This is a genomic window from Halomonas sp. B23F22_10 (assembly GCF_043496975.1).
Lineage (GTDB): Bacteria > Pseudomonadota > Gammaproteobacteria > Pseudomonadales > Halomonadaceae > Halomonas > Halomonas smyrnensis.
Genome location: NZ_JBIEKF010000002.1, coordinates 205,336 through 231,738 on the forward strand (window position 1 = coordinate 205,336; position 26,403 = coordinate 231,738).

General features: G+C 68.0%; 23 protein-coding genes. 8 read left to right on the top strand and 15 right to left on the bottom strand.

The window, feature by feature from the left end:
* Positions 1-216: 216 nt before the first annotated feature.
* Positions 217-1,221, bottom strand: coding sequence for a zinc ABC transporter substrate-binding protein (locus tag ACGTNF_RS05030; protein WP_394600703.1), 1,005 nt, complete (start codon positions 1,219-1,221; stop codon positions 217-219).
* A gap of 122 nt (positions 1,222-1,343) precedes the next feature.
* Here ACGTNF_RS05030 and ACGTNF_RS05035 point away from each other — a divergent pair, with 122 nt between their 5' ends.
* Together ACGTNF_RS05035 and ACGTNF_RS05040 are read left to right on the top strand one after the other, a co-directional pair.
* Positions 1,344-2,060 carry a metal ABC transporter ATP-binding protein gene (locus ACGTNF_RS05035; RefSeq protein WP_152479247.1) on the top strand — a complete coding sequence of 239 codons (717 nt, stop codon included), beginning with the start codon at positions 1,344-1,346 and terminating at the stop codon, positions 2,058-2,060.
* Positions 2,060-2,878 carry a metal ABC transporter permease gene (locus tag ACGTNF_RS05040; RefSeq protein ID WP_016855380.1) on the top strand — a complete coding sequence of 273 codons (819 nt, stop codon included), beginning with the start codon at positions 2,060-2,062 and terminating at the stop codon, positions 2,876-2,878. Before ACGTNF_RS05035 ends, ACGTNF_RS05040 begins: the two co-directional genes overlap by 1 nt.
* Positions 2,879-2,899: 21 nt before the next feature.
* Here the strand turns inward: ACGTNF_RS05040 and folE2 are convergent, their stop codons facing one another.
* Both folE2 and zigA read right to left on the bottom strand, forming a co-directional pair.
* Positions 2,900-3,802, bottom strand: a complete 903-nt coding sequence (gene folE2 / locus ACGTNF_RS05045; RefSeq protein ID WP_394600705.1) for a GTP cyclohydrolase FolE2 — start codon at positions 3,800-3,802, stop codon at positions 2,900-2,902.
* Positions 3,802-5,055, bottom strand: a complete 1,254-nt coding sequence (gene zigA / locus ACGTNF_RS05050; RefSeq protein WP_394600706.1) for a zinc metallochaperone GTPase ZigA — start codon at positions 5,053-5,055, stop codon at positions 3,802-3,804. Before zigA ends, folE2 begins: the two co-directional genes overlap by 1 nt.
* 142 nt (positions 5,056-5,197) lie before the next feature.
* Here zigA and ACGTNF_RS05055 point away from each other — a divergent pair, with 142 nt between their 5' ends.
* Positions 5,198-5,890 carry a DUF1826 domain-containing protein gene (locus ACGTNF_RS05055; protein ID WP_394600708.1) on the top strand — a complete coding sequence of 231 codons (693 nt, stop codon included), beginning with the start codon at positions 5,198-5,200 and terminating at the stop codon, positions 5,888-5,890.
* 9 nt (positions 5,891-5,899) lie between these two features.
* Here ACGTNF_RS05055 and ACGTNF_RS05060 read toward each other — a convergent pair whose 3' ends face one another.
* On the bottom strand, positions 5,900-6,841 hold the full coding sequence (locus tag ACGTNF_RS05060) for a pirin family protein (protein ID WP_394600710.1): 942 nt from the start codon (positions 6,839-6,841) through the stop codon (positions 5,900-5,902).
* Positions 6,842-6,972: 131 nt separating this feature from the next.
* Between ACGTNF_RS05060 and ACGTNF_RS05065 the strand changes: the two genes are divergently transcribed.
* Positions 6,973-7,251: a peptidylprolyl isomerase gene (locus ACGTNF_RS05065; protein WP_016855385.1), complete on the top strand. Its 279-nt coding sequence runs from the start codon at positions 6,973-6,975 to the stop codon at positions 7,249-7,251.
* Positions 7,252-7,305: 54 nt separating this feature from the next.
* Here the strand turns inward: ACGTNF_RS05065 and ACGTNF_RS05070 are convergent, their stop codons facing one another.
* From ACGTNF_RS05070 to ACGTNF_RS05090, 5 genes are read right to left on the bottom strand one after another with little or no spacing between them, the layout of a single operon-like run.
* Entirely contained in the window at positions 7,306-8,646 is a 1,341-nt protein-coding gene (locus ACGTNF_RS05070) for a histidine kinase dimerization/phospho-acceptor domain-containing protein (protein WP_394600711.1), read from the bottom strand.
* Complete coding sequence (locus ACGTNF_RS05075) at positions 8,643-9,314, bottom strand: response regulator transcription factor (protein ID WP_016855387.1); 672 nt, start codon at positions 9,312-9,314, stop codon at positions 8,643-8,645. Before ACGTNF_RS05075 ends, ACGTNF_RS05070 begins: the two co-directional genes overlap by 4 nt.
* Positions 9,308-12,463, bottom strand: a complete 3,156-nt coding sequence (locus ACGTNF_RS05080; RefSeq protein ID WP_394600713.1) for an efflux RND transporter permease subunit — start codon at positions 12,461-12,463, stop codon at positions 9,308-9,310. Before ACGTNF_RS05080 ends, ACGTNF_RS05075 begins: the two co-directional genes overlap by 7 nt.
* Complete coding sequence (locus ACGTNF_RS05085) at positions 12,450-13,649, bottom strand: efflux RND transporter periplasmic adaptor subunit (protein ID WP_394600714.1); 1,200 nt, start codon at positions 13,647-13,649, stop codon at positions 12,450-12,452. The genes ACGTNF_RS05080 and ACGTNF_RS05085 overlap by 14 nt, the downstream gene beginning before the upstream one ends.
* Positions 13,646-15,010, bottom strand: coding sequence for a TolC family protein (locus tag ACGTNF_RS05090; protein ID WP_394600715.1), 1,365 nt, complete (start codon positions 15,008-15,010; stop codon positions 13,646-13,648). Before ACGTNF_RS05090 ends, ACGTNF_RS05085 begins: the two co-directional genes overlap by 4 nt.
* Positions 15,011-15,327: 317 nt before the next feature.
* Between ACGTNF_RS05090 and ACGTNF_RS05095 the strand changes: the two genes are divergently transcribed.
* The 3 genes from ACGTNF_RS05095 to ACGTNF_RS05105 all read left to right on the top strand — a co-directional run bounded on the left by ACGTNF_RS05095 (position 15,328) and on the right by ACGTNF_RS05105 (position 18,120).
* Positions 15,328-16,269, top strand: a complete 942-nt coding sequence (locus tag ACGTNF_RS05095; RefSeq protein WP_152479254.1) for an ABC transporter ATP-binding protein — start codon at positions 15,328-15,330, stop codon at positions 16,267-16,269.
* Complete coding sequence (locus tag ACGTNF_RS05100) at positions 16,266-17,027, top strand: ABC transporter permease (RefSeq protein WP_035596830.1); 762 nt, start codon at positions 16,266-16,268, stop codon at positions 17,025-17,027. The genes ACGTNF_RS05095 and ACGTNF_RS05100 overlap by 4 nt, the downstream gene beginning before the upstream one ends.
* Before the next feature lie 91 nt (positions 17,028-17,118).
* Positions 17,119-18,120, top strand: a complete 1,002-nt coding sequence (locus tag ACGTNF_RS05105; RefSeq protein WP_394600717.1) for a nucleoid-associated protein — start codon at positions 17,119-17,121, stop codon at positions 18,118-18,120.
* Positions 18,121-18,146: 26 nt separating this feature from the next.
* On the opposite strand, the gene trxC is transcribed toward ACGTNF_RS05105, so the two are convergent.
* The 3 genes from trxC to ACGTNF_RS05120 form a co-directional block, all read right to left on the bottom strand.
* Positions 18,147-18,584 (bottom strand): thioredoxin TrxC, encoded by a 438-nt coding sequence (trxC, locus tag ACGTNF_RS05110; protein WP_016855394.1) that lies wholly within the window; start codon positions 18,582-18,584, stop codon positions 18,147-18,149.
* 99 nt (positions 18,585-18,683) lie between these two features.
* A complete protein-coding gene (locus ACGTNF_RS05115; protein WP_394600718.1) occupies positions 18,684-21,047 on the bottom strand; it encodes a DNA polymerase II in 2,364 nt (787 codons plus the stop codon).
* A gap of 521 nt (positions 21,048-21,568) precedes the next feature.
* Positions 21,569-22,453 carry a LysR family transcriptional regulator gene (locus ACGTNF_RS05120; RefSeq protein WP_394600721.1) on the bottom strand — a complete coding sequence of 295 codons (885 nt, stop codon included), beginning with the start codon at positions 22,451-22,453 and terminating at the stop codon, positions 21,569-21,571.
* Between the two features lie 108 nt (positions 22,454-22,561).
* Here ACGTNF_RS05120 and ACGTNF_RS05125 point away from each other — a divergent pair, with 108 nt between their 5' ends.
* The gene (locus ACGTNF_RS05125; protein WP_016855397.1) at positions 22,562-23,065 is read left to right on the top strand and encodes a lactoylglutathione lyase family protein; all 504 of its coding nucleotides are present in this window, start codon (positions 22,562-22,564) and stop codon (positions 23,063-23,065) included.
* Positions 23,066-23,152: 87 nt separating this feature from the next.
* Here ACGTNF_RS05125 and ACGTNF_RS05130 read toward each other — a convergent pair whose 3' ends face one another.
* The 3 genes from ACGTNF_RS05130 to ACGTNF_RS05140 form a co-directional block, all read right to left on the bottom strand.
* Positions 23,153-24,016 carry a glycine betaine ABC transporter substrate-binding protein gene (locus ACGTNF_RS05130; RefSeq protein ID WP_394600722.1) on the bottom strand — a complete coding sequence of 288 codons (864 nt, stop codon included), beginning with the start codon at positions 24,014-24,016 and terminating at the stop codon, positions 23,153-23,155.
* Positions 24,017-24,153: 137 nt separating this feature from the next.
* Positions 24,154-25,404, bottom strand: coding sequence for a M24 family metallopeptidase (locus tag ACGTNF_RS05135; RefSeq protein WP_394600723.1), 1,251 nt, complete (start codon positions 25,402-25,404; stop codon positions 24,154-24,156).
* Positions 25,405-25,440: 36 nt separating this feature from the next.
* Positions 25,441-26,331, bottom strand: coding sequence for a HalD/BesD family halogenase (locus ACGTNF_RS05140; RefSeq protein ID WP_394600724.1), 891 nt, complete (start codon positions 26,329-26,331; stop codon positions 25,441-25,443).
* Positions 26,332-26,403 lie beyond the last annotated feature (72 nt).

A 26,403-nucleotide genomic window follows, 5' to 3' on the forward strand; every position in this document is an offset into this window, starting at 1 on the left:
TCGACACCTGATCGAAGATGACGCCTGAAACGGCCATCGGCCGGGCATGCCCGGCCGATGGGAGCCCGCGTGGCACAATGCCAACCCGGGCCGGTGTCGCCTACGTCGCGTCGCCTACGTCGCGTCACCTACCTCGCGTCGCCGCATCGAGCGGGGGCGTTTGGCAGCGAGCGGCTGACGCGCCGACCGCTCCCCCCGAACGCCAGGCCACGCGGGTCAGGGCGCCGCACACCGCGACAGACCATCGGCCAGGTCCTCGATGACGCCGGTATAGAGGCCCGGCCCCGGCTCGTGGCCGATGCCCAGCGGATCGATGCTCTCCGAGGTATCGACGGGCAGATTCCCGAACACGCTGCGCACCAGGTCCGGATTGAACTGCGGTTCGGTAAACATGCACTGCACATCGAGCGCCGAGACCTGCTCCTGCACGCGGCGAATCCGGGCCGGGCTCGGGTCCGAGGCATCTCCCAGCGAGATCGCCCCGGCCGCCGGCACGCCGAAGCGGCGTTCGAAGTACTGATAGGCATCGTGGAAAACGATGAAGCGTGGCTCGCCGGCCGCCTCGAGGCGCCGCTCCACGTCCGCGATCAGGTCATCCAGCGCCGCCCGTGCCTGCTGCGCATTGTCGCGATAGGTCTCGGCATGCTCGGGATCCGCCTCGGCCAGCGTATCGGCCATGAGCGTCAGCCACGCCTGGGCATTGCGCGGATCCAGCCAGGCGTGGGGATCCAGACCGTCATGGTGGTGCTGATGGGCGGCCTCATGCGTGTCCGCGTGGTCGTGGTCGTGGTCGTGGTCGTGGTCGTGGTCGTGGTCGTGGTCGTGACCATGATCCTCGCCATGATCATGGTCATGGGCGGCGAAGGTCGCTCCCTCACGGACGTCATGGCGCACCAGCCCGGGGGCATCCAGCAGCTCGACCGTGGTCGCGTCGGCGGCCAGGCTGTTCAACGAATTCGCCAGCCAGGGCGTCAACGCATCGCCGACCCAGAACACCACGTCGGCCCGGTCGAGCGTCGCTGCTTCCGAGGGCCGCAGGGAATAGCCATGCGGGGACGCGCCGGGCTGGATGACCAGCGCCGGCGTTCCGAGGTCGCCCATGACCTGGGCGGCAAGCGACTGAACGGGGGGAATGTCCACCGCGACACGCGGGACATCGGCCGCCGCAAGGCCCGGAACGGCCAGCAACGAGAGCAATAATGAACGGGGCTTCAGGGGCATGGGAGGGTCTCCTGGTGAGGGGCTCTTTCGGATCCTGAATAAAATGTTATATCATAACATTTTTAGCAAGCCCCGAATCGATTCGGCCTGTGCCAGAGCGACGACGCCCTGCTGGAGCCCCCATGCCCCTACTGACTCTGAGCGACGTCGGCGTCACCCGACGTGGCAATACCATCTTGGAAGGCATCGACCTGTCCCTGGAACAGAACGAGCTGGTCACCATCGTCGGGCCGAACGGCTCAGGGAAGACCACCCTGCTGCGCGTGATCATCGGCGCCCTGGCCCCCAGCCAGGGACGGGTGTCTCACGATGCCTCGCTGTCCATCGGCTATGTGCCACAGCGGCTGCACATCGATCCCACCCTGCCCATGACCGTGGCTCGCTTCATGGCCCTGCCCCAGCGCCACTCCAGCGACGCCGTGCGGCGCGCACTGGAGCAGGCCGATGCGGCCGGGCTTGCCGACAGGCAGATGGCCGGCCTCTCGGGCGGTCAGTTCCAGCGCGTGCTGCTGGCCCGTGCCCTGCTGACCTCCCCGGACCTGCTGATTCTCGACGAGGCCAATCAGGGGCTCGATCACCGCGGCACCGCGGAATTCTACCGCCAGCTCGCCCGGGTGAAACGGGAGCTGGGCTGCGGGGTGCTGATGGTCAGCCATGAGCTGCATGTGGTCATGCGTGCATCGGACCGCGTGGTGTGCCTGAACGGCCGGATCTGCTGTCAGGGACCGCCCGACACGGTGGCCGGCTCATCGGCCTATCGCGACCTGCTCGGCGTCGACGAGCGCGATGCCGTCGCCTTCTATCGCCACGATCACGCGCCCGAGGAGGCGCTTTCCTGATGATGCTCGATGACTTCCTCGTTCGCGCCGCCCTCGGCGGCACCGGCGTCGCCCTGGCGGCCGCACCGCTCGGCTGCTTCGTGGTGTGGCGGCGCATGGCCTATTTCGGCGATGCCACCGCCCACGCGGCCATCCTCGGCGTCGCCCTTTCCCTGGTCCTGTCCACCTCCCTGTTCGCCGGGGTGCTGGCGGTCTCGCTGCTGATGGCGCTGGCCGTGTCGCTGCTGAGCGGACGGGGCTATGCCATGGACACGCTGCTCGGCGTCACCGCTCACGCGGCACTGGCCTTCGGGCTGGTGGCGGTGTCCTTCGTCTCCGGCGTGCGCATCGACCTGATGGGCTACCTGGTCGGCGACATCCTCGCCGTGAGCCGTCAGGATCTCGCCATCATCTGGGGCGGTGCGCTGATGGTGCTGGGCCTGCTGAGCTGGCGCTGGCCGGCGCTTTTGACCTCGACCCTGAACCCGGACCTCGCCCATGCCGCCGGGATCAACCCGAAGCGCGAGCAGCTGGTGCTGACGCTGTCGCTGGCGCTGGTGGTGGCCGTCGCCATCAAGGTGGTGGGCGTGCTGCTGATCGCGGCGCTGCTGATCATTCCCGCGGCCACCGCCCGACCGTTCAGCCGCACGCCGGAGCGCATGGCGATGGCCGCGGCGGCGATCGGCGTCCTCTCGGCCAACGGCGGCCTCGTGGCCGCCTATCGGTTCGATACCCCTACCGGCCCCACCATCGTCTGCATCGCCACGCTGCTGTTTCTGTGCACGAGCCTGGCCGGTGCGTGTCGCGTCCGCTCCCGGCCGGCTCGCTCCGAGCGCTAGGCCCGCCCCGCGGGAAAGGCCTCAGCTGTCGGCCTCGGGCCAGTTCCACTGGCTGCGCGCCACGGCGTCGTGGGCGTGCAGGCTCTCGGCGTGCACCACCCTCAGGCGAAAGCCGGCCACACCGGGCTGCTCGCGCAGGGCCCGGTCCAGCCGCCGGGCGGCGTCCTCGCAGAACATCAGGTTCTGGCCGTTGGCCAGGGCGAAGGCCTGCTCGTCGACGCGCTTGACCGCCGTCTGCAGCGCGGTGCCGAGGCTGGCTTCCGCCCGCTCGACGACCTCGACCAGCGGCAGGGTCTCGCCCCCGTCATCCAGCCTCAGCTCGAGATGCGCGCGGCTGCGCTGACTGTGCGGCGTGGCGACGATGCCCTGCTCGCTGCCGAGCCAGCGGCGCACCGCCTCGCGGTCGAGTGCCGCCTCGTCCTCGAAGTCGCGGTCGAACCGCTCCTGGATCAGCTGTCGCGCCAGCCCCGCCGAGCAGGGGCAGGTCGAGGAGTAGCCGATCTCGAGCGACAGCCTCAGCGCGAAGCCGTCCGGCCCGAGCCGGCCGCGCAGCGCGAAGGGATAGGCCTTCCACCCCGCCAGCGGGCTGACCAGCGCCGGCCGGCGCAGCATGGCCTCGCCTTCCAGATCGAGGAAGGCCTCGCGCGAGAGCCCATGATGGCTGTCGAGGAAGTTGGCCAGCACCTCCTGGAGCCGCCCGGGGGTGATCTCCCGGTCGACCAGATGCTCGAGGGCCAGGTAGAGCCGCGACATGTGAATGCCACGCGCCTCGGCGGCGTCCAGGCTGACGCCGACATGAGCGCGTGCCTGGACCGGTCGGCCCGCCAGCGTCAGCGGCAGATCGATGCCTTCCATGCCGACCCAGGACAGGCGTCCCGGCTGATCGGCGGTACCATCGGCGATATCCATCAGTGGCGTTGTCATCAGGCCTCCTCGGCGTCGAGCTCGGCGGGCGCGAAGTCGGCGAAGGGATCGGGCAACGCGCGCCAGACGTCGTGACCGGCCAGCAGGGTCTCATCATCGAGCAGGCAGCCGTCCAGGGCCTCGCGCATGCGCGCCTCGTCCATGCCCTGGCCGATGAACACCAGCTCCTGGCGCATGTCGCCGAAGGGCTCCTCCCAGACCTGATCGATCGCCTCGAGGTAGCCGGGATCCGTCGGCCAGTCGACCTCGGGCACGGCCTTCCAGAACAGGCCGGCGAAGCCGTAGTGGGCGATGCCGCCGGCCTGGCTCCACTGGCCGGCGAGGCGCGGGCGCGAGGCCAGCCAGAAGAAGCCCTTGGAGCGCAGCAGCCGCTCGCCGAACCAGTCGGCATTCAGCAGCTCATGGAACTTCTGCGGATGGAAGGGCCGCCGCGCCCGATAGGTGAAGCTGGCGATGCCGTATTCCTCGGTTTCCGGCACGTGCTCGCCCCGCATCTCCCGGAGCCAGCCCGGTGCCCGCTGGGCCCGCTCGAAGCTGAAACGGCCGGTATCCAGCACCTCTTCCAGCGGGACCGCCCCCTGGGACATGGCCAGGATCCGCGCCTCGGGATTGAGGCTTCGCAGCACCGCCTCGAGCTCGGCACGCTGGCGCTCGTCGATCAGATCGGCCTTGCTGATCAGCAGCACATCGCAGAACTCGATCTGGTCGACCAGCAGGTCGGCAACGTTGCGCTCGTCGTCCTCGCCCAGGCTCTCACCGGCCTCGGCCAGCGTCTGGGCCTCGCGGTACTGGGCAAGGAAGTTGGCGCCGTCGACCACGGTGACCAGGGTATCCAGGCGTGCCAGTCGCGACAGGCTCTCGCCGTTCTCGTCCTCGAAGGTGAAGGTCTCGGCCACCGGCAGCGGCTCGGAGATGCCCGTGGACTCGATGACCAGCTGGTCGAAGCGTCCCTCGCGGGCCAGGCGGGCCACCTCGATCAGCAGGTCCTCGCGCAGCGTGCAGCAGATGCAGCCGTTGCTCATCTCGACCAGGCGCTGCTCGGCGCGGTTGACCGCGATGTCGGGGACCGACTCGCCGCTGCCCTCGTCCTGCCGCAGCAGGGCCGCGTCGATGTTGACCTCGCTCATGTCGTTGACGATGACCGCCACCCGACGCCCCTCGCGATTGGCCAGGATATGGTTGAGCAGCGTCGTCTTGCCGGCGCCCAGAAACCCGGACAGCACGGTCACGGGCAGGGGATGAGGCTCGCTCATCGATGTCTCCTTGTTGCCTGATGGTCACGGTCGTCGCCCGCTCCTGGGGGAGCGTGGCTTTTCAGGCCAAGGAAGATACGTTATAACATAACAAACTGGCAAGAAGCCCCGAGCCCTGAGCCGCTTCACGACGGAGATGCCCATGCCGCCATCCTCGCTATTCCCCGCGCCCCTGCCCTGCCCCGACGCCACCGCCCTGGCGCCACGCCCGCTCTCGACGCCTCACTGGGCGGAGGGCGGCGGCATCGAGGTGCTGCCGCGCATCTTCGAGGACGCCATCACGCTGGCCGTGATGCGTCGCCCGGTCGGCAGCGACCTGCTGGCCGGCGCCCTGGCCCAGGCGGAAGCCGGGCGTCCGCTGTCGTTCAACTGGCGCGGTGCGCCCGGCGTCGAGCTGCGCACCGCGCTGTTCGAGACCCTGGCCGCGCCCGCGGCGTCCGTCGCCCTGGTGGAGGACGTCGTGATCCTGGCCGAGGCCATGGGCTTCCTGTTCAATACCGACACGGTGGGCCTGCGATTGCGGCTGTTGGACGCGCCCATGTGCCCGCGCTTCCACTGCGACAATCTGCCGGTGAGGATGGTCACGACCTATCTGGGCCCGGGCAGCGAATGGCTGCCGGAAGCGGCGATGAATCGCGCCGGGCTCGGGGCGCCGAACGCCGCCAAGCCGGAGATCGTGCGCGACGACGACGCCATCCGCCGGCTGGAATCCGGCGATGTGGCGCTGCTCAAGGGCAGCGGCTGGATCGGCAACGAGTCGCACGGCCTGGTGCACCGCAGCCCGGCCCTGGCGGAGGGCCAGCCGCGGCTGCTGCTGACCATCGATCCCGGCTGAGGTTGAGCGTCACGCCTTCCAGGGCAACGGCGGCGGCATCAGCGGCGCGCCGTCGTAGCCCGGGATCGTGCCGAAGCGCTCGGCGCCCGCCTCCCAGTCGCGCTGGGCCTCGGCGATCTCGGCCTTGTCATGGCCGACGAAGTTCCACCAGATCAGGATCTCCTCACCCAGCGGCTCGCCGCCGACCAGGAGGGCACGGCCGCCGGCGGGCAGCGACAGGCTGACGGCGTCGCGTCCACGCCCCAGGTAGGCCAGCTCGTTGGGCGCGAACGCCTCCCCTTCGATGCCGACCTCCCCTTCCAGCGACAGCACGCCGTACTCGAAGTCCCGGCGGAGAGGAAGCTCGACGGCGCTCGCCTCCCGACTGGCCAGATCCAGCCCGACCAGCTCGGAAAAGGCCAGCGTCGGCGCGCGGCGGCCGGCGAACTCGCCGATCAGCAGGGTGACGTCGGCGCCCTGCGCCTGCCAGGCCGGCAGGGTCGGATAGTGATCGAAGCGCGGGTCGGTGCGCCGGTCGGCCTCGGGCAGGGCGATCCACAGCTGGGCGGCATGCAGGCGGGTCTCGCCGGGCACCGACGCCTCGGTGTGGCTGATGCCGCGCCCGGCGGTCATCAGGTTGACCTGGCCGGGGCGGATCACCTGATGGTTGCCGAGGCTGTCGCGGTGCAGCACCTCGCCCTCGATCATCCAGGTGAAGGTCTGCAGGCCGATGTGCGGATGGGGACCGACTCGCAGGCCGTCGGCGTCTCCCTTGAAGACGCTGGGGCCGGCATGATCGAGGAAGCACCAGGCGCCGATCAGGCGGCGATGCCGGGACGGCAGCACCCGATTGACCGGAATGCCGCCCACATCGGCGGTGCGCGGCGACACGTGCTGGATCTGGCGCTTGCCGTCGACGACCGGGCAGTCCAGCGACGATGCCGGCTCGGTATCCTGAATCTGGGTGCTCATGGACGCGGCCTCCTGAAGAGATGACGATGCCTCGTGCTGAGCATATGGTGCAGAACGTGGCCCCGCCAGCCAGGCGGCGTGCTATTCTCCCCGCTCGTTCAGAGCCTATCCCATCCGCGAAGGAGATTCCCATGACTCAGGCCACCGCTCGCCATATCCTCGTTCCCAGCGAAGAACAGTGCCTGGCCCTCAAGGCCGAGATCGAAGGCGGCCGCGACTTCGCCGAGGTCGCCCGTGAACACTCCCAGTGCCCGTCCGGCCGCCAGGGCGGCGAGCTCGGCAGCTTCGGCCCCGGCCAGATGGTGCCGGAGTTCGACAAGGTGGTGTTCTCCGCCGACCTGAACCAGGTCCAGGGCCCGGTGAAGACCCAGTTCGGCTATCATCTGCTGGAAGTCACCAGCCGCGGCTGAGTGGCTGCTGTGGTACACGAGGGCCGCGTCGGTGTTCCGACGCGGCCTTTTTCATCAGGCGCCGCCCTGCCCCATCGGCCTAACGTCCCGCGCCTCGAACACCACCCGCACGCGATGGCCCGTCGCATCGGCCAGGTTCTCGTAGGGCCAGCCCAGCCGCTCCGTCAGCTGAGCGGTCAGCTGCAGCCCCAGGCCGAACCCGCTTTCCCCGGCCGTCTCGCCGGCCTCGGCCGCACTCGACGGCAGCCGATGATTGTCGATCTGTACCTCAGCACCGCGCTGGCGAATCACCACCCGCCCCTCCCAGGTGTGCACGAGGGCGTTGCGGATCAGGTTGCCCAGCACGATCCGGGCCGGGGCCTCCGGCAGGCTCACGCGGCAGAATTCGGTGTCGAGCTCGACCGCGACCGCCTTGTCGTGCAGCAGATACTCCAGCTCGGCGACCTGCCCCTCGAGCAGTGCCGCGAGGTCGACGTTGACATCGGGCGGCGCCGCGCCCTCCTCGCGGCTCAGCCACAGCAGGGTCTCGGTGAGGTGCTTCATGGTGGTGCCGGCCCGCTCCATGCGCGCGAACACCTGACGATGGCGTGGGCTCCAGGTCTCGTCATGGGTCTGCTGGAAACGCCGCAGCAGCTCCAGGTTGTGGCGCAGCACGGTGATCGGCGTGCGCAGCTCGTGGCTGGCGTGGGCCAGGAAGCGCTGCTCCCGCGCCAGGCCGTCGTGGGCCGATTGCAGGCCACCGCGCAGCAGCGTGGCCAGCTCGTTGAGCTCGGGATAGCCGAAGTCCGGGGTCGGTTCCTGCAGGCGCCGGGCATCCAGGCCGCGCGCCCAGTGGCCCAGCGCCTGTACCGGGCGCGACACATGGCGCAGCCACCACAGCAGCGCCACCAGCAGCCCCACGGCGATGGCCACGCCCAGCCCCAGCAGCGTCATCAGGCTGTTCAGGGCATCGCGCGGCGGCGGTATGCCCTCGTCGGCCATGCCCGGCTCGGGGGGCGGGACCACCGCGTCCACCACATAGAGCGAGCCGGAGGCCGTCGGATGATGCATGGCGAAATAGAAGGTCGGCCGCTCCGACGGCCCGTCATCGCGGCCCTTGTAGAGGCGCCCGGGCTCGCTCGGCACCCCATCGAAGGCCTGGCGCACCGCCTCGGGCATGGCCTGCCAGCGACCGCTCAGCTGGTAGCCGGCGACCTCCTCGAGGCCGCGGGGCCGTTCGCCCTCGAGCCGCCGGGCATAGCCGTCGGCCACCCGCGCCATGTGGGCCAGGGTGATGTTGTCCATGCCGCGCAGGAAGTAGTTGGCACTGAGCAGCGAGTAGCCGACCACCAGCAGCAGCCCCAGCGACAGTCCGCCCAGCAACAGCTGCCCCCTGAGGCTGCCGAGCCGCCTCATGACGACGCCCTGAGCGCCACCCCATGACCGGGCAGCGTCTGGATGAGGCGAGTCGTGAAGGGGGCATCCACCGCCTGGCGCAGATGATAGAGATGGACCTTGAGGCTGTTGCTGTCGGGCACGTCGTCGCCCCACAGCGTGCTCTCCAGCGCCGCGCGCGTTACCACGTGCGGCGAGGCACGCAGCAGCGCCTCGAGCAGCCGCCAGCCGGTGGGCGAGAGATGGATCGACCGCCCCGCGCGAACCACGCGCCGCTCGCCGAGATGCATCTCCAGGTCGGCGCAGCGCAGGCACTGCATCTGGCCACTGCGGCGCTTGGCCAGCGCATGGAGGCGCACCACCAGTTCCTGCAGCTCGAAGGGCTTGACCAGATAGTCGTCGGTGCCGGCCGCGAAGCCGGCGAGCTTGTCGTCGAGGCCGTCGCGGGCGGTGAGCATCAGCACCGGGATATCGCGCCCGGCCTCGCGCAGCCGCTCGCAGACGCGCAGGCCGTCGAGCCTGGGCAGATGCAGGTCGAGCAGCACCACATCGAACGCCTGTCGCTCGACCAGCGCGAGCCCCGCCGCGCCGTTGGCGGCGTGGTCACAGCAAATGCCCTCCAGCGCCAGATAGTCGATCAGCGTCTCGGCCAGGTCGAGGTCGTCCTCGACCAGCAGCGCGTTCAGCATGACGCCTCCTCGTCGGACGACGGCCAGCAGCGGCGCTTCAGCCACGCCAGCCGGTCGGCGATGTCATGCTGCACGACCAGCAGGCTGGGGATCAGCACCAGGGTGATCACGGTGGCGAACATGATGCCATAGGCGAGGGACACCGCGGCGGGGATCAGGAACTGCGCCTGGCGCGAGGTCTCGCCGAGCAGCGGCATCAGCCCGGCGAAGGTGGTGACGGAGGTCAGCAGCACGGCCCGCAGGCGGTCGCGACCGGCCTGGCCGATCGCCTCGCGCACCTCGACGCCTTCGCGGCGCAGGGCGTTGAAGCGAGTGACCAGCAGCAGGCTGTCGTTCACCACCACCCCGCTCAGGGCGATGATCCCGTTCAGCGACAGGATCCCCAGCGCCAGGCCGTTGACCCAATGGCCCAGCAGCGCGCCGACGACGCCGAAGGGGATCGCGGTCATGATCAGCAGCGGCTGCACGTAGGAACGCAGCGGAATCGCCAGCAGCATGAAGATGGCCAGCATCGCCACCAGGAACACGTGCTGCATGGAGGTCTGCGTCTCGGCCTGCTGCTCGGCCTCGCCGGCGAAGTGGATGTCGAGCCCCGGATACCGGGCCTCCAGCGTGGGCACCGCATCGCGGCGCAGCTGCGCCACCAGCTCGGAGGAAGACAGCAGCGCCTTGTCGACGTCGGCGCTGAGGTAGACGGCGCGCTGGCCATCGATACGGGTGATGGTGTCGCGGGTTATGTCCTGGGTCAGGGTCGCCACGCTGGCCAGCGGCACCACGTCGCCGTCGGGGGTGCGCACCTGCGATTCGATGACGTCGGCCACGCTGTGCCGCGCATCGTCGGGGTAGCGGACCTTGACCTCGATCTCGTCGTCGCCGCGCTGGTAGCGCTGCACCACCCGGCCGCTGAAGGCCTGGCGCACCTGGGAGGCCAGGTCGTCGGTGGTCATGCCCAGCGCCAGTCCCTGGGCATTCAACGCCAGCCGCAGCTGGGGCTGGGAGGGATCGAGGTTGTCCTCGATGCCGCTGACCGCCGCGATGCCGGTCAGCGTTTGCTTGAGCGACTCGCCGGCCCGCTCCAGGGTCTCGTCGTCGGAGGCGCGCAGCTCGATACGCAGCGCCTCGGCCATCTCGCGCACGTGCTGGATACTCAGCGAACGCGCCCCTTCGGGCACGCCGGCAAGCTCGCGCCAGCGGCGCGTGAAGGTCGCGATGTCATAGGACGCATCGCTCCTCAGCTCGACGGTGAGCGAGCCCTGCTGCACGGAGGTCGAGAGTACCTGCAGATGGGCGATGCCGCTGTCGCCCTCCCCGGTGAGCGAGCGGTCGGCCTCGCGGGCCTCGTCGGCCAGATCGTTCAGCGCCTGGTGGGTGAGACCCACGCTGGCATCGCCATGCATCGTCAGAGACGCGTTGACGGTGTCGCCCGGCACCTCGGGGAAGAAGCTCATCCGCAGCAGGCCGGTGAACGGCATGCTCAGCACCATCACCAGCAGGGCGACGAACAGCGTGACCACGGCGTAGCGATGCACCAGGGCGATATCGATCAGCGGGCGATAGCAGCGCTCGGTGAACCAGTCGAGCCCGCCATCGGCGGCGGACTGCACCCGCCGCCAGGCCCGCGTCAGCGTCCGGCGCGCCGGCCGCTGACGCGTGTTCACATGCGCCAGGTGCGCGGGCAGGATCAACTTCGACTCGATCACCGAGAGCACCAGGCAGATCGCCACCACGGTGGCGAACTGGGCGTAGAGCTGGCCCAGGTGACCGCTGATGCGCGACAGCGCGAAGAACGCCACCACCGTGGTGGCCACGCCGAACAGGGTCGGCACCGCCACCACCCGGGTGCCGAGGATGGTATTGTCCAGGCTGTCGCCTCGCCGCTGGCGCGTGGCATAGACGCTCTCCCCCACCACCACGGCATCGTCGACCACGATGCCCAGCGCCATGATGAAGCCGAAGGTGGTGAACATGTTCAGCGTCAGCCCGGCCAGGCCGTCGCCCATGAAGAACAGGGTGCCGAAGAAGATGAACGGCAGCCCCATGGCCACCCAGAAGGCCACGCTCAGGTTGAGGAACACCGCCAGCAGCAGGAACACCAGCACGATGCCGGTGATGGCGTTGTTCACCAGCAGCGATAGCCGCTCGAGGATCGACTGGCTGCGATCGAACCAGGTGTCGAGCTCGACGTCGTGAGGCAGGCTGGGATCGGCCCGCCAGTCCTCGATCACCCGCCGCGCCGCCGCCACCGAATCGGCGATGTCGCTCTGCCCGGTGGTCACCACCTGCAGGGCGATACTGGTGCGCCCCTCGAAGCGTGACAGTACCGGGTCCTCGTCGTCGAAGGTGTCGCGGACATCGGCGACCTCGCCGAGGCGCAGGATACGCCCGCTGTCGGTGGTCAGCAGCGGCAGCCGGGCGAAGTCGCGCGCCTGATAGGCCTGCTCCGAGGCCTTCAGCTGCAGGTAGAGGTCGTCGTTGCGCAGCGTCGCCGTCATGGCGTTCGAAGAGCCATCGTTGATCGCGTCCTCGACGTCGGAGAGCGATAGCCCGTAGGCCTGCAGCACCCCTTCGCGGATCTCCACCACCATCATCGGATCCTGCCAGCCGGAGAGGCTGACCTCGCCGATCTCCGGCTCGCGCAGCAGCCGCTTCTTGAGCCGCATCGACAGCGTCTGCAGGGTCTCGCGGTCGGCATCGCCGTGGAGCTGGAGCCACAGCGCATGATCCTCGCGGCGATCCTTCTCGATCACCGGGTTGTCGGCATCGGTCGGGAAGGTCGAGATGGCATCGACGCGGTTCTTGACGTCGCGCATCAGGGTGTCGAGGTCATAGCCCGAGACCATGTCGACCGTCACCGTCACGCCGCTGCCGGTCGAGCTGCTGGTGACGGTGTCGATGCCCTCCACGTCCTCCAGCTCCTGCTCGATCTTGATCGCCAGCCCTTCCTCGGACTGCTTCGCCGAGCCGCTGTCGTACTCGACGCTGATGGTCAGGCCGTCGGGCGCCAGGCTAGGAAAGGCCTCGCGGCGCAGCTCGCCCATGCTCATCACCCCCAGCGCCAGGACCAGCACCATCAGCAGATTCGCGGCAATGGGGTTGGCGGCGAACCAGGCGATCAGGCCTCGGGAATGGCCGCTGTCACGCATTGTCATCGGCCTCCACCGGGGTCACCGCCATGCCCGGCAGGTAGCTGTTCAGGGGATGCGACACCACGCGATGCGTGCCCTCGGCCAGCTCGGCGGGCGGACGCACGTAGAGGTAATCGCGGTCGGAGAACAGCGGGGCCACGGCGACGCTGGCCAGATGATCGTCCTCGGTCAGATACCAGATCTCGCCGGCCTGGCTCAGCGCCGAGGGCGGCAACCGCCACAGGCCATCGACCCGGCGGCCCTCGAGGCTGACCTCGAGGAAGGTACCCGGCATGAGCGCCGGCGTCTGCGCCAGCGGCGCATCGACCGCCACGATCAACGAGCGCTGGCGGTCCTCGTCGAGGTGTCGCTCGCTGCGCAGCACCCGCCCCTGCCACTGCTGGCCGGTATCCACGGCACTCAGGGTCACGGCCTCGGGCGCGACCTCGCCGCTCTCGGGATCCTCCAGGCGCGCCCACTCGCTGGCCGAGAGCGCGACCGCGATCTCGACCCGATCGGTGCTGTAGAGGGTCGCCACGCTGCCGCCCGCCTGAAGATAGCTGCCCGGCGCCACGTCGCGGCTCACCACCAGGGCGTCGAAGGGCGCCTCGATGCGGGTATCGGCGAGATCCTCCCGAGCGCTGGCCAGGGCCCGCTCGGCCTGCTTGACGTCGGCCCGGGCCGCCGCGAGCTGAGGCGCGCGCAGCACCAGCGGCGAATCCGGCTCGCCATTCAGCCCGGAGCGCTGCCAGTCACGACGGGCCTGCTCGCCCTCGCGCTGTTCCTCGAGCAGCGAGACACGATGGGTCGCCAGCGTCGCCTCCGCCTCGGCCACGGCCTCCTGATAGGCCTGATCGTCGAGGGTCGCCAGGGTCTCGCCGGCGGGCACCACGCGGCCGCTGGCGAAACGGTCGCTCAGGCGTTCCACCCGGCCCGAGACCTGCGTGGTCAGCTCGAGTTCATGGTGGGGCGACGCCTCGCCGTAGCCCTCGACGCGAGGCTGGTAGCGACCCGCGGCCACCTCAACGACGGAGACATCGGGGCGCACGTCGGTGTCCTGCTCCGCCGCCTGCCCCGCCCCCTGCCCGGGAGCCCCGCCGGGCGGGCCGCCGGCGGCCGAACTCATCCTCACGGCGATGAAGGCCACCACACCGGCCAGCACGACCAGGGCCAGCAGCAAGGGAATCCATCGGGAAGGTCGTACGTTCATTCGTTCACTCCGAGCCCCAGGGCCAGTCCCAGGTCAATGCGGTTGGTCAGTCGGCTCTCGATCAGGTCGTTGCGGCTGGCTTCGAGATCGTAGGTCTGCTGCTGCACGTCGAGCAGGTCCACCAGGTCGACGAGCCCGGCGCGGTAGCGCTCGGTATATTGCCCAAGGCTGCGGCGGGCGCTCGCCAGCGCCTCGGCGGTATCCGCCTGACGCCGGGCCAGCGAGGTCTCGAGGCCGATGGCATCCTGCACCTCGCCCACCGCCTCGAGCAGCGTTTCGCGATAGGCCTGATAGGCCTGAGCGGCCTCCAGCTCGGCGATGTCCGCCGCCGCCTTGAGCCGCCCGCCCTGGAACAGCGGTGCGGTGAGCTGGCCCAGCAGCGACCACAGGGGATCGCCGAGCAGGGCCTCGTGGGGCGTCTCGGCGACGTCCTCCAGCGCCGCCGTCACGTCCAGCGAGGGCAGCAGGTCCTTGTAGGCCACGTCGGTGCGGCGCTCGGCGGCTTCGATCGCCGCATAGGCGGCCTGGAGGTCCGGACGCCGCGCCAGGGTCTGCTCCGGCAGCTCGGGGCGCACCAGCAGGGTCTCGGGGAAGTCGTCCGGCACCGCGATCCGCTCGGCCGAGGAACGCCCGAGCATTTCCGCCAGCGAGCGACGCCGCTGGGCCAGCGTCTCGCGCTGCTCCTCGAGCGTGGCCCGGGCGCTGGCGACGTTGCTGCGCGCCGTGTCGAGGTCCTCGAGGCTACCGAGGCCCGCGCGATACTGATCGATGATCAGCGCCTGGTTGGTCTTGAGGGTCTCCAGGCGGCGCGACTGGATCGCCACGGCGCGTCGCTGTGCAATCAGGCCCACCCAGGCGCTCATCACCTCACCGGCCAGGGTGTCTCGCGCGGACTGGTAGAGCCCCCGTTCCTCGGCGACGTCCGCCACGGCGGCGGCCTGCTCGTCGGCGAGCTTCCCCCACAGGTCAACCTCCCAGTCGATGCTGACGCTGCCCGTGTAGCCGGCCGCGGCGTTTTCGTCACGGGAGCCTGACAGCCCCGCTTCCAGGCCTGGCCAGCGGTCGCCCGTGGTCTGACGCAGCTCGGCCTGGCGGGTGCGCAGCGTCAGCCAGGTCTGGCGCAGCCCGGGATTGGCGACCAGGGCCTCATGCACCAGCGCCGCGAGATTGTCCGACGGGATCAAGGCGTCGAGCGAACCGGCGCTCTCCGCTTCCGACAGCGCGGGCCAGGCGGCCACCTCCGAGCGATCCGCCTCGGCCCGATCGGCGAGGCCGCCATCGGCGTGATCGAACGTGCTGCAGGCCGACAGCAGTAGCGTCAGGGGCAATACCCAGACGGGCAGCCAGGAACGGTGGGGCATCTCGGCAGACTCCGAAGGCACAGGGCAGCCGGCATTCGCCGGCCAGAAAATGTCGAGGAATGATGCACAATAATGAGGCGAGAGAATGTTAACGAATTCAGCAAATACACCGCCGTTCGAGGGGCGAGAGGCAAAAAAGAGCCGCCCGGGACAGGCGGCCAAGGGAACAGGGAATCACGCCTCTCTCGAGGCAACGCCAGCATGTACCGTCGGAGGTTAGGAAAGCGTTAAGGTGTCGGACGAGGACGCCCCGGACGCGAGGCGTTGCCGACGGGCCAGCCCCTCGCCAGGGCCCACAGCCAGGGAGGTATCGAGCATTGAGCAAGCAAAGCGTGATCCGCGTCGAGGCGCTGTCGAAGACCTACGACAGCGGCTTCGAGGCCCTCAAGGGAGTGGATCTCGAGATCCGGCGCGGCGAGATCTTCGCCCTCCTCGGCCCCAACGGCGCCGGCAAGACCACCCTGATCAGCGTGATCTGCGGGCTGGTCAACGCCTCCGCCGGCCGCGTGCTGGTGGACGGGCACGACAACGTCGCCGACTATCGCCAGGCGCGCCGCCTGATTGGGCTGGTGCCCCAGGAGCTGACCAGCGAGGCCTTCTCCACGGTGTGGGACACGGTGAGCTTCAGCCGCGGGCTGTTCGGCAAGCCGAAGGACCCGGCCCACATCGAGCGGGTACTGAAATCGCTGTCGCTGTGGGACAAGCGCCGCAACCGCCTGATCACGCTCTCCGGCGGCATGAAGCGCCGGGTGCTGATCGCCAAGGCGCTGGCCCACGAGCCGCAGATCCTGTTCCTCGACGAGCCCACCGCCGGCGTCGACGTGGCGCTGCGCCGCGACATGTGGGAGGTCGTGCGCCAGCTGCGCGACAGCGGCGTGACCATCATCCTTACCACCCACTATATCGAGGAGGCCGAGGAGATGGCCGACCGCATCGGCGTGATCCGCTCGGGCGAGCTGGTGCTGGTCGAGGAGAAGCGCGAGCTGATGCGAAAGCTCGGCCGCAAGGAGCTGACCCTGCAGCTCCACGAGCCCCTCGAGCGCCTGCCCGGGGCACTGGCGGCCCACGGCCTGGAGATCGCCGAGGACGGCCAGGCGCTGATCTACACCTACGACGGCCGCCACGACGGCGACGACGCGAGCGGCATCGCCGAGCTGCTCGCCGACCTGGACGCCGCCGGCATCCACTTCAAGGACCTCCACACCCGGCAGAGCTCGCTGGAGGACATCTTCGTCAGCCTGGTCAGGGAGGCCCCATGAACCTCGAATCCGTGAAGACCCTCTACGTCGCCGAGATGTCGCGCAGCCTGCGCACCGTGCTGCAGAGCATCGTCTCGCCGGTGATCTCCACCTCGCTCTACTTCGTGGTCTTCGGCGCCGCCATCGGCACCCGCATCAGCGAGGTGGAGGGCGTCAGCTACGGCGCCTTCATCGTGCCCGGGCTGATCATGCTGATGCTGCTGACCCAGAGCGTCTCCAACGCCTCCTTCGGGATCTTCTTCCCGCGCTTCTCGGGCTCGATCTACGAGATCCTCTCGGCGCCGGTCTCCTACTTCGAGGTGGTGCTGGGTTTCGTCGGCGCGGCGGCCACCAAGTCGGTGATCCTGGGGCTGATCGTGCTCGGCACCGCGAGCCTGTTCGTGCCCTTCACCATCGCCCACCCGCTGGTGATGCTGCTGTTCCTGGTGCTCACCGCCCTGACCTTCAGCCTGCTCGGCTTCATCATCGGCATCTGGGCCGACGGCTTCGAGAAGCTGCAGCTGGTGCCGCTGCTGGTGATCACCCCGCTGACCTTCCTCGGCGGCACCTTCTATTCCATCGACATGCTGCCGCCGCTGTGGCAGGCGGTGACGCTGGCCAACCCGGTGGTCTACCTGGTCAGCGGCTTCCGCTGGAGCTTCTATGGCATGGGCGACGTCAGCATCTGGGCCAGCCTGGCGGTGATCGGGCTGTTCCTGGCGGTGGCCCTCGCCGTGGTCAACGGGATCTTCCGCAGCGGCTATCGGCTCAAGCCCTGACCGTCCCGACTGGATACCCGCCGCGCTATCGCCGCCGCGCCGCGGCGGGTATCATCCCTGCCCCCGTTCACCGAGCCCAAGGGAGGTTCCCATGCCGATCCTGCACAGCATCATCCACCGCATCGACAAGGGAGACGGCGAGACGCCGGCCCGCCTCGTGCCCGCCGAGGCGCCGCTGGCGGCGTCCACGGCCCTGGACGACCTGGTCTCGGGGCTCAACGACGCCTATCACGGCAAGGCCAAGAACTGGGGACGCTTCGCCGACGACGAACCGGCCACCTTTCCCGCGGCCCTGTCGAGCTTCCTCGACGGCGAGCGCGACTTCCCCGGCCTGACCCGGGCGCTGGCCGAGCAGATCGTGCCGCTGATCGACGACCACCTGCCCGTGGGCGGCCACCTGCTGGTCGTCGACCATCGCCAGGGCGAGGCCCGCTACCTGATGCTCGCGCTGCTGCATCACCGCGACGGCTTCGGCATCGACGATGCCCTCGGCGTGGTGCCCGCCCGCCAGCTCAACCTGGCCCAGATGACGCTGGCCGCGCGCCTCGACGTCAACCAGTGGCAGAACGGCTCGGCCTCGCATCCGTATCTCTCCTGGACCCGCGACCGCGGCGGCAAGAAGCTGTCCGAGGCCTTCGCCGAGGCGCTGGGCGCCCGCGAGCAGCGCGACGCCGGCGAGGAGACCCGCACCCTGCTCAAGGCCTTCAGCGACTTCGTCGAGAACGAGGACCTGCCGGAAGAAGCCAGCCGCGAGAAGACCGACGCCCTGGTCGACTACGCCAGCGACCAGGCCAAGCTCGGCGAGCCGATCACCCTCGAGGACCTCTCCGAGCTGGTCGACGAGGAGCGCCCCAAGGCGTTCTATGAGCACATCCGCAACAGCGACTACGGGCTGAACCCCGAGATCCCGCCCGACAAGCGCACCCTCAACCAGTTCCGGCGCTTCACCGGCCGCGCCGCCGGCGTCTCGATCAGCTTCGACTCCCATCTGCTGGGCGCCGCCGTGGAGTACGACGAGGACGGCGACCGGCTGATCATCAAGAAGGTGCCCAACGGGCTGCGCGACCAGCTCAAGCAGCGCCAGGGCGACTGACGCCGGCCGCCCCGATCATCCGCGCCTCAGCCGAGGTGCGGCGCCAGCCACTGGCGCAGCTGCGGCCCCTGCAGCAGCCCCGGCTGGCGGGCCGCCTCCTGGCCGTGCTTGAACAGGATCAGCGTCGGGATGCTGCGGATGCCGAAGCGACTGGCCAGGGCCTGCTCGGCCTCGGTGTCCAGCTTGGCGAAGCGCAGGCGCGGCTCCAGCTCGCGGGCCGCCTCGGCGAAGATCGGCGCCATCGCCTTGCACGGGCCACACCAGCTGGCCCAGAAGTCAACCACTACCGGCAGCGAACTGCGCGCCACCAGCGATTCGAAGTTGGCAGCGGTCAGCGTCAACGGCTCGCCGGTGAACATCGGCTGTTGGCACTTGCCGCAGCGCGGGCCGGCCGAGAGACGCTCGGGGCGAACCCGGTTCATGGCATGACAGTGGGCACAGCCCAGCAGCAGGGCATCGGACATGATGGGACTCCAGAGGGGAAAGACCCGAGAAACTATGTCGCCTGATGCCGGCGCCATCAAGCGCGCCACGAGGATCGGCCATGGCGAACAGGGTCGGGCTCAGAACAGCCCGAGCTGACGGTCGATCAGGGTCGCGAAATCGTCTCCCACGAACGGCAGGATGGCATCCGCCACCGGCTGCAGCTGACGGGTCAGGTAGTGATCGGTGTCGATGGCCGAACACTGCTGTTCCAGAGGCTCCGGCCCCGCCACCGTCATCACGTAGCGAATCCATCCGCCGTGCTGATACCGGCGTGGCCGGCCGAGCCGTTCGCTGGCCTCGTCGGCGAGCCGCGCCGCCCGCACATGGGGCGGCACGTTGCGCTGATAGTCGGCCAGGGAACGACGCAGCCGCTTGCGATAGACCAGTCGATCATCGAAGTCGCCGGCCAGGGTGCGGCGCACATAGTCGCGGACGAAATCCCGATAGGGGTCGCCGTTGAAGATGCGCCGATAGAGCTCCTGCTGGAAGTCCTTGGCCAGGTCCGTCCAGTCGCTGCGCACGCTCTCCAGCCCCTTGAAGACCATCCGCTCGCCCCCGGACGCGTCGCGCACCAGCCCGGCATAGCGTTTCTTGCTGCCCGCTTCGGCACCGCGAATGGTCGGCATCAGAAAGCGTCGGTAATGGGTCTCGAACTGCAGCTCCAGCGCGCTCGCGAGGCCATATTCCCGGGCCAGGTGGTCACGCCACCAGGCATTGACGTGTTCCACCAGGCGCCGGCCGATGGCCTCCGCCTGCCGTTCGGGATGCTCGCGACCGAGCCACACGAAGGTGGAGTCGGTGTCGCCGTAGATGACGGTATAGCCTTCGGCCTCGATCAGCTCGCGCGTGCGTCGCATGATCTCGTGCCCGCGCATGGTGATCGACGAGGCCAGGCGCGCATCGAAGAAGCGACAGCCCTTCGATCCCAGCACGCCATAGAAGCTGTTCATGATGATCTTCAACGCCTGGGAGAGCGGCGCGTTGCCTGCGCGCTTGGCGGCCTCGCGCCCCTCCCAGACCCGCGCCACGATCGCCGGCAGTGCGTGCTGCGACCGCGAGAAGCGGGCCCCGCGAAACCCCGGCACCGAGGCCGCGTCCGAGGGATCGGCGAGCCCCTCCACCAGGCCCGCCGGGTCGATCAGGAAGCTGCGGATGATCGAGGGATACAGGCTCTTGAAGTCCAGCACCAGCACCGAGTCGTAGAGGCCGGGGCGTGAATCCATGACGAAGCCGCCGGGGCTCTCGGCGGCCTCTGCCTCGCCGAGATTCGGCGCCACGAACCCCAGGCGGTGCAGGCGCGGCAGGTAGAGATGGGTGAAGGCCGCCACCGACCCGCCGCTGCGGTCGGCGGACAGCCCGGTGACCGTGGCCCGCTCCAGCAGGAAGTCGAGCAGTTCGGTCTCGGCGAAGATCCGCGTCACCAGCTCGCAGTCCTTGAGGTTGTAGCGTGCCAGCGCCGGCTTGTCCTCGGCGAACATGCGCAGGATGTCATCCAGCCGCTGGTAGGGGTTGTCGATGGCCTTGCCCTCGCCGAGCAGGGCCTGGGCCACGTGTTCCAGGGAAAAGGAAGCGAAGTGCCAGGTGGCCGAGCGCAGCGCCTCGATGCCGTCGATGATCAGCCGCCCCGCCGCCGAGGCGACGAAGCGATGGGCCTGATGGCCCTGGGCACGCCACTCCATCACGGCGCCGCCGCGCCCCAGGCGCAGGGCAACGCCGAGCCGCCGCGCATGTTCGTGGAGGATGCGCAGGTCGAACTGCACGAGATTCCAGCCGATGATGGCATCCGGGTCGTGCTCGGCGAACCATCGGTTGAGCCGCTCCAGCAGGGCCGAGCGGCTATCGCAGTACTCGAGGTCGAAATCGAGCCCCTCGGCCGCCCCGTTGGGCGGCCCCAGCATCAGTACCCGGCGTTCCTGCCCGCTTTCCAGGGCAATGGAATACAGCTCGCCGCTCCCGCTGGTCTCGATGTCCAGCGACACCACCTTGAGTCGCGGACGATAGTCCCGCGCCGGCCTGAGCCGCGTCGCCATCAGGCCGCCCGCGCCGTCGGGCTCCCCCTCGACGCTCACCGGTGCGGTGATGAAGCGCTCCATCAGATAGCGCTCCGGCGGCCGGATATCGGCCTCGTAGACCTCCACGCCGGCGTGCTTCAGGCGTCTTTCCAGGGCCGTCAGCCGCTGATGCTGCCGACAGTAGAGCCCCAGCACGGGGCGCCGATGAAAGTCGCGCAGCGCGAGGGAGCGCAGTTCGACCCCGGGCTCGCCGTGCAGCACTCGATCCGCGCGCCCTCGCTGCTCCGCCGGCAGGAAGGCGACCGACGGCCGCGGCGGCACGCGTACTCGCAGAGGCCCCTCATCGGTGGCCAGCCAGAACTCGCCCTGGGGGCCTTCGGACGTCTCCTGCCAATGTCGGGTCAGGATGAATCCCTGCCGTATCGCCACCACTGCTCCAGGTCTGCCCGCGTGTCGACATGATCTTACCGTGCCATCCGTGGCTTCACACCTCGCTCATCAGATCGGAAATGACAGCGTCCGACATCGATGGGGTTTCGGTGAGCAGGGCTCGGCTCTTATCCACGCCAGCCCTTCCACTCGGCGCGCCCCGGAGACCGAACAAGCACAAAAAAAGCCTCCCCGAAGGGAGGCCAGTTGGAGCACGCCAGCTCACTCGTCGGGCCGGTCGTTATGCTGCGACGCAGGGACGACCGCCGACACCCACCCATTAGCAACGCCTAGACCACAAAGCTGGGAAAGCCTAAGAATCAAATAGTTATCAAAATACGGGGGCATGCTGCGACGATACCGTGCCGAACGCTCACGCTGCGGCGCACCCTCATGGATCGCCTGATGGATGCGATGCGTCATTGAAGAGCGCCGGACGCCGGGCGCGACGCCTGCGCGACACCCGGGCGTGATCATGCCCCACGGCGTGTTGCGCCCGGTAGGCTGGGCCCCAGCTGCCCCTACGTGGATCGGGGGTTTACAACCCGGGCATCGAGCCACTCGAGGGCACGCTCGGCACGAGCGGAGAGTGGCCACTCGGCACGATGCAGCAGCCACAGGTCATCCACCACCTCCGGCGATCCCTCCACGACACGAATCGCCTCGGGGGCCGCAAAGGCCTCACGCGCGAAGCGAGGCAGCACACTGAACCCGAGCCCCTGTGCCACCGGCGCAAGGATCAGGCCTATCTGGTTCGTAAAGCCGCGACAAGGCAGATGACGCACGCCGGGATTACCCGGGAAACGGCGGCTCAGCAGGCGGGTGGCCATATGGTGGCCGTCCGGGTGGTCGATGAAACCGATTCGTGCCAGGTCCTCCCAGCCCTCGACGTCGGCCTCCGCCGGCACCACCAGCTCCAGGGCCTCCCGGGCGAACAGCGACACGGCGAGACGCGGGTCCTCCGGCCGCTGGGAAGCCAGCCCCAGCTCCGCGCGGTTTTCCAGCACGGCATCGATCACCTCCGCCGTCGGCGCGAAGCGGTGGCGGATGGATAGCCCCGGCGCCTGGCGCTGCAGCGCCAGCAGGTGGGGGTAGATGGCCAGCCCGATACTGCCCGGGGTGATCAGCGACAGCTCACCCCGGCTGGCATCATCGCCGGCCAGACGCTGCTCGAGGCGCTGCTCGGCGGCCTGCATCTCCCGGCGATAATCGAGTAGCGCATGCCCCGCGGGGGTCAGCTCCAGCTTGCGCGACTGACGCAGCAGCAGCGGCCCGAGCCGGCTCTCCAGGTGCTTGATGTGCTGGCTGACGGCCGCCTGGGTCAGGTCCAGGCGTTCGGCGGCCCGGGTGAAGTTGCCGAGCTCTACCAGGGCCTCGAAGGTGCGCAGCCACTTCGGCTGTAGCATAAGCATCTCTTATCGTGATCATAACGTCATGGTGGTTTTGATTATGATCGCCGAGGCCTAGCATGCAAGGCGTTCACTGACATTCGCCCAACAGCAGGAGACGTCATCATGAGTCAGGCCTATCCCCGCACCTTTTCCCACATCGGCATTTCGGTCCCCGATGTCGAAGCCGCCCTCAAGTTCTATACCGAGGTCCTCGGCTGGTACGTCATCATGGAACCCACCACTATCGTCGAGGACGACTCGGCCATCGGCGTCATGTGCTCCGACGTCTTCGGTCCGGGCTGGGGATCCTTCCGCATCGCCCACATGTCCACGGGCGACCGGGTGGGCGTCGAACTGTTCGAATTCCAGGGCCAGGAAGACCCGGAGAACAATTTCGAGTACTGGAAGACCGGTGTCTTCCATTTCTGTGTCCAGGACCCGGACGTGGAAGGCCTGGCCGAGCGTATCGTCGCCGCCGGCGGCAAGCAGCGCATGCCGGTTCGCGAGTACTTCCCCGGCGAGAAGCCGTACCGCATGGTCTACATGGAAGACCCGTTCGGCAACATCCTCGAGATCTACAGCCATAGCTACGAGCTGACCTATTCCGCCGGTGCCTATGCCTCCTGAGTGAGGCCGAGCGGCACAAACGAATCGAGCCGGATGATGCTTATCATCCGGCTCGTTACGAGAGAATGAGATCGTGACGACGATCGCCTAGGACGACGCGCTGGCGAACCACTCGTCAATCAGAGCACGATGATCTTCGATCCACCCCTTTGCCCCTTCGGCTGGATCGCCTACCTCTTCGATCCGGGCCATCAAGGAGCCAAGGCTATCATCATCCATCTTCCACGCATTGAGCACAGAGGTCAGCCAGGGATCCTCTTCGTCCAATCCGGGACGCGCCATCCAGTAAATGTCCTCCTCATCGCCATAGATGCCCTCGGGATCCTCCAGGTACTTGAGATCATACTCGGCGAATGCCCAGTGCGGGCTCCACAGCGTCACAACGATCGGCTCATCACGACGATAGGCGCTGTCCAGCGCTGCCATCATCGCCGGCCCGGAGCTGTTCACCTGATTCACGGGCAGCTCGTATGCCTCGATGGCATCCTCCGTCAGGCCTGCGATCGAGGATCCCGAGTCGATGCCAAGAATGGCCGGGCGCCCCTGGTACTGATAGTCCTCTGCCTGCTGCTGTAGCTCGGGGATACTGTCGATGTCGGCGAAGGCGGGCACGACCAAGCCGAGGCCGGTTCCCTCATACCAGACATCATGCACATCGATCCTGTCACGATAAGGCTCCAGGAACGGCGCATCCGTGGTCGGCAGCCAGATCTCAAGAGAAAGATCGAAGTCTCCGCTGGCGAGGCCACTATAGAGCACACTCTTGCCGACATCCGACAACTCGACGTCGTAGCCATGCTCTTCCTCGAGGAGGATCTTCCACATGTTGGCGACGGCGATATTTTCGGCCCAGTTATTGGTACCAATCGTCAGTGACTTGTCGCTGGCAGCGGACACCGTGCCGGCTGACATGACACCGAGCGCCAAGAGAGTCGCGGAAAGCTTCTTCATGCCGTCTCCTTCATCTGATGGTTGGAATCGCAATGGGCCAAGACTAGCATGAGACTGGGCCCATCCATTTGACGCATTTCTCATACCCTGCATGAGTCAAGAGAATGCACCATGGCGGTGGCTCACGCCTTGAGCCATTATCCCAGCAGACGAGCATCAAAGGGATAATCCGATAACAGCTCCACCTGGCCGTCTTCCCGGATATAGAGCTGCTCCTCGAGCTTCACTCCTTCGCCGCCCGCCTCATGGCCGATGAAACTCTCGACGCAAAGCGTCATGCCCGGCGCGATGATGCCGTCGTATCCCTTATCGTCGATATCCTCGCGATGCACGATATAGGGGTATTCCCCGTTCATGCCGACGCCATGCGCCAGGGCGAAGTAGCGGCGTGACTTGTAGGCGGAAGGAATCTGCCAGGCACGCTCGGCGTACTCCTTGAAGCTGACCCCCGGCTTGAGGTTGGCCATGTTGGTCCGAATCTGATCATACGCCATGCGATACAGATCCTTCTGCGCCTGAGTCGGTTGATCTCGACCGCAGAGGAAGGTGCGCGAGAAATCGGCATAGTAGCCATAGCGCCCGACCACGTCGGTATCCAGCGCCACCAGCTCCCCTGCCTGAATGCGGCGATCGGAGCACTCCTGGAACCAGGGATTGGTCCTGGGCCCCGAGTTCATCAGGCGAGTCTCGACGAAGTCCGCATCGGTGGCGATGATGTGCTGGTGCAGCTTCGACCAGGCTTCATTCTCGGTCACCCCGGGGCGGATGGACGCTTCCAGTTGCCGCACCCCCTCCTCGACCGCGCGCAATGAGGAGCGGATCATCTTGATCTCGTTGGGCACCTTGTAGGCGCGCGCCTGTTCGAGCGGTTCCTGGGCATCCAGCACCCGGTAGCCGCGCTCCTTGAGGGCGAAGGCCGCCTGGGAGGTGGCACTCTCCAGCGCCACCTTGCCGCCGCCACCGCACTGACGCTGGATCAGATCATCGATTTCGTCGGCCCAGGCCTCCGTCACCGCATGGGTGTTTCGTTCATTGAAGTAGTACGAGATGGCCTTGGCCGGCCGGATCTCGTCGATGGTGGGAAGATGAGAGGCCAGGTGCTCACACCCGGAAAACTCGAACAGCACCACCGGCCCCTCGGCCGGCACGAAGGCATAACGCGCCGGGTTGCGGGAACTGTAGACCTGCATGTTGCGCGAGCCGGTGGCATAGCGCACGTGTGCCGGGTCGAACAGCACGGCGGCGGAGATGTCGCGCGCCTTGAGCTGTGCCCTCACGCGCCCCAGCCGGTCGCGGAGAATCTGCGGGATCTCCTCTCGCGTGGGCTCGCAGTCTTCGGGGCGATGGGTAGGGGCCAGGATGCCCAGTGCGTCCAGATCCATGTTCATCAGCGGTGCTCCAAAGCGATTCGTAGGGGGGAAGGATCAGTCGAGCAGGCCGTCGACACGTTCGGCGCGGTCCTGCTCGGCCTGGATGTGCAGCTCCGACACCCGGCCATACAGCTGACGCGTGCGCTCGAGCCGGCCGACCACACCCGGTGACTGGGAGTAGGCGAAGATTGCCGTCAACCTCGGGGTGGCCCCCTCGACGCGAGTCACGCGATGCAGGCTGAAGCGCCCCTTGAACAGCTGGAGATCCCCGGGCTGCAGGTCCAGCCGACGCACGTTCTCGCGGTCCTCCTCGCGAATCACCGCCCCGACGCCGGCATAGTTTTCATCCTGCGGCGTCCGGATGTCCGGGCAGTACTCGAAGCTGCCCCCGGCCTCGGGTGCCTGGGTCATCATGGTGACGATGAATTCGTTAGTGTCGTAATGCCACGGCTGTTCGGTGCCTTCCGGCAGGACATTGAGCACCAGCCCGGCATAGGGGTCGGCATATTCGTAGACCTGCTCCTCGCCGAGGCAGCGAGCCACCAGGGACTTCATGCCCGGTGACACGTAGAGTCGCTGCATGATGCGGTCGGCGGTGATCATGTCGCGGGTCACGAAGCCACTGGTCCGGGTCATGAACAGGCGGCGGGGATCCTGCTCGGGGAGCGACGGATCATCGGCGGTGAAGTAGGCGTTGACCTCACGGGTGTTGTAGAAACTCTTCTCGGCCAGTTCCTGACACTCCTCGCGCATCTGCGCCAGACGATCCTGGCGCATGAAGCCGCGCAGCACCGCACAGCCCTCGCGATCCAGGTCGGCACGCGCCTGGGCGATGACGGATAACAGGGCGGGATCATCGGGACGCTCGAGGGGATAACGTTCGCTATCGACCAGATCGGTCAGGTCATGTCGTTCGGCATCGGCCAATTGCTGTGCGGTGAGCATCGGGGTCCTCCGGGGTCACGGGGTAAGGGGTCGACCAGTCGAGGCTGGCCTCGCCTTGGATTCAGCGGCATA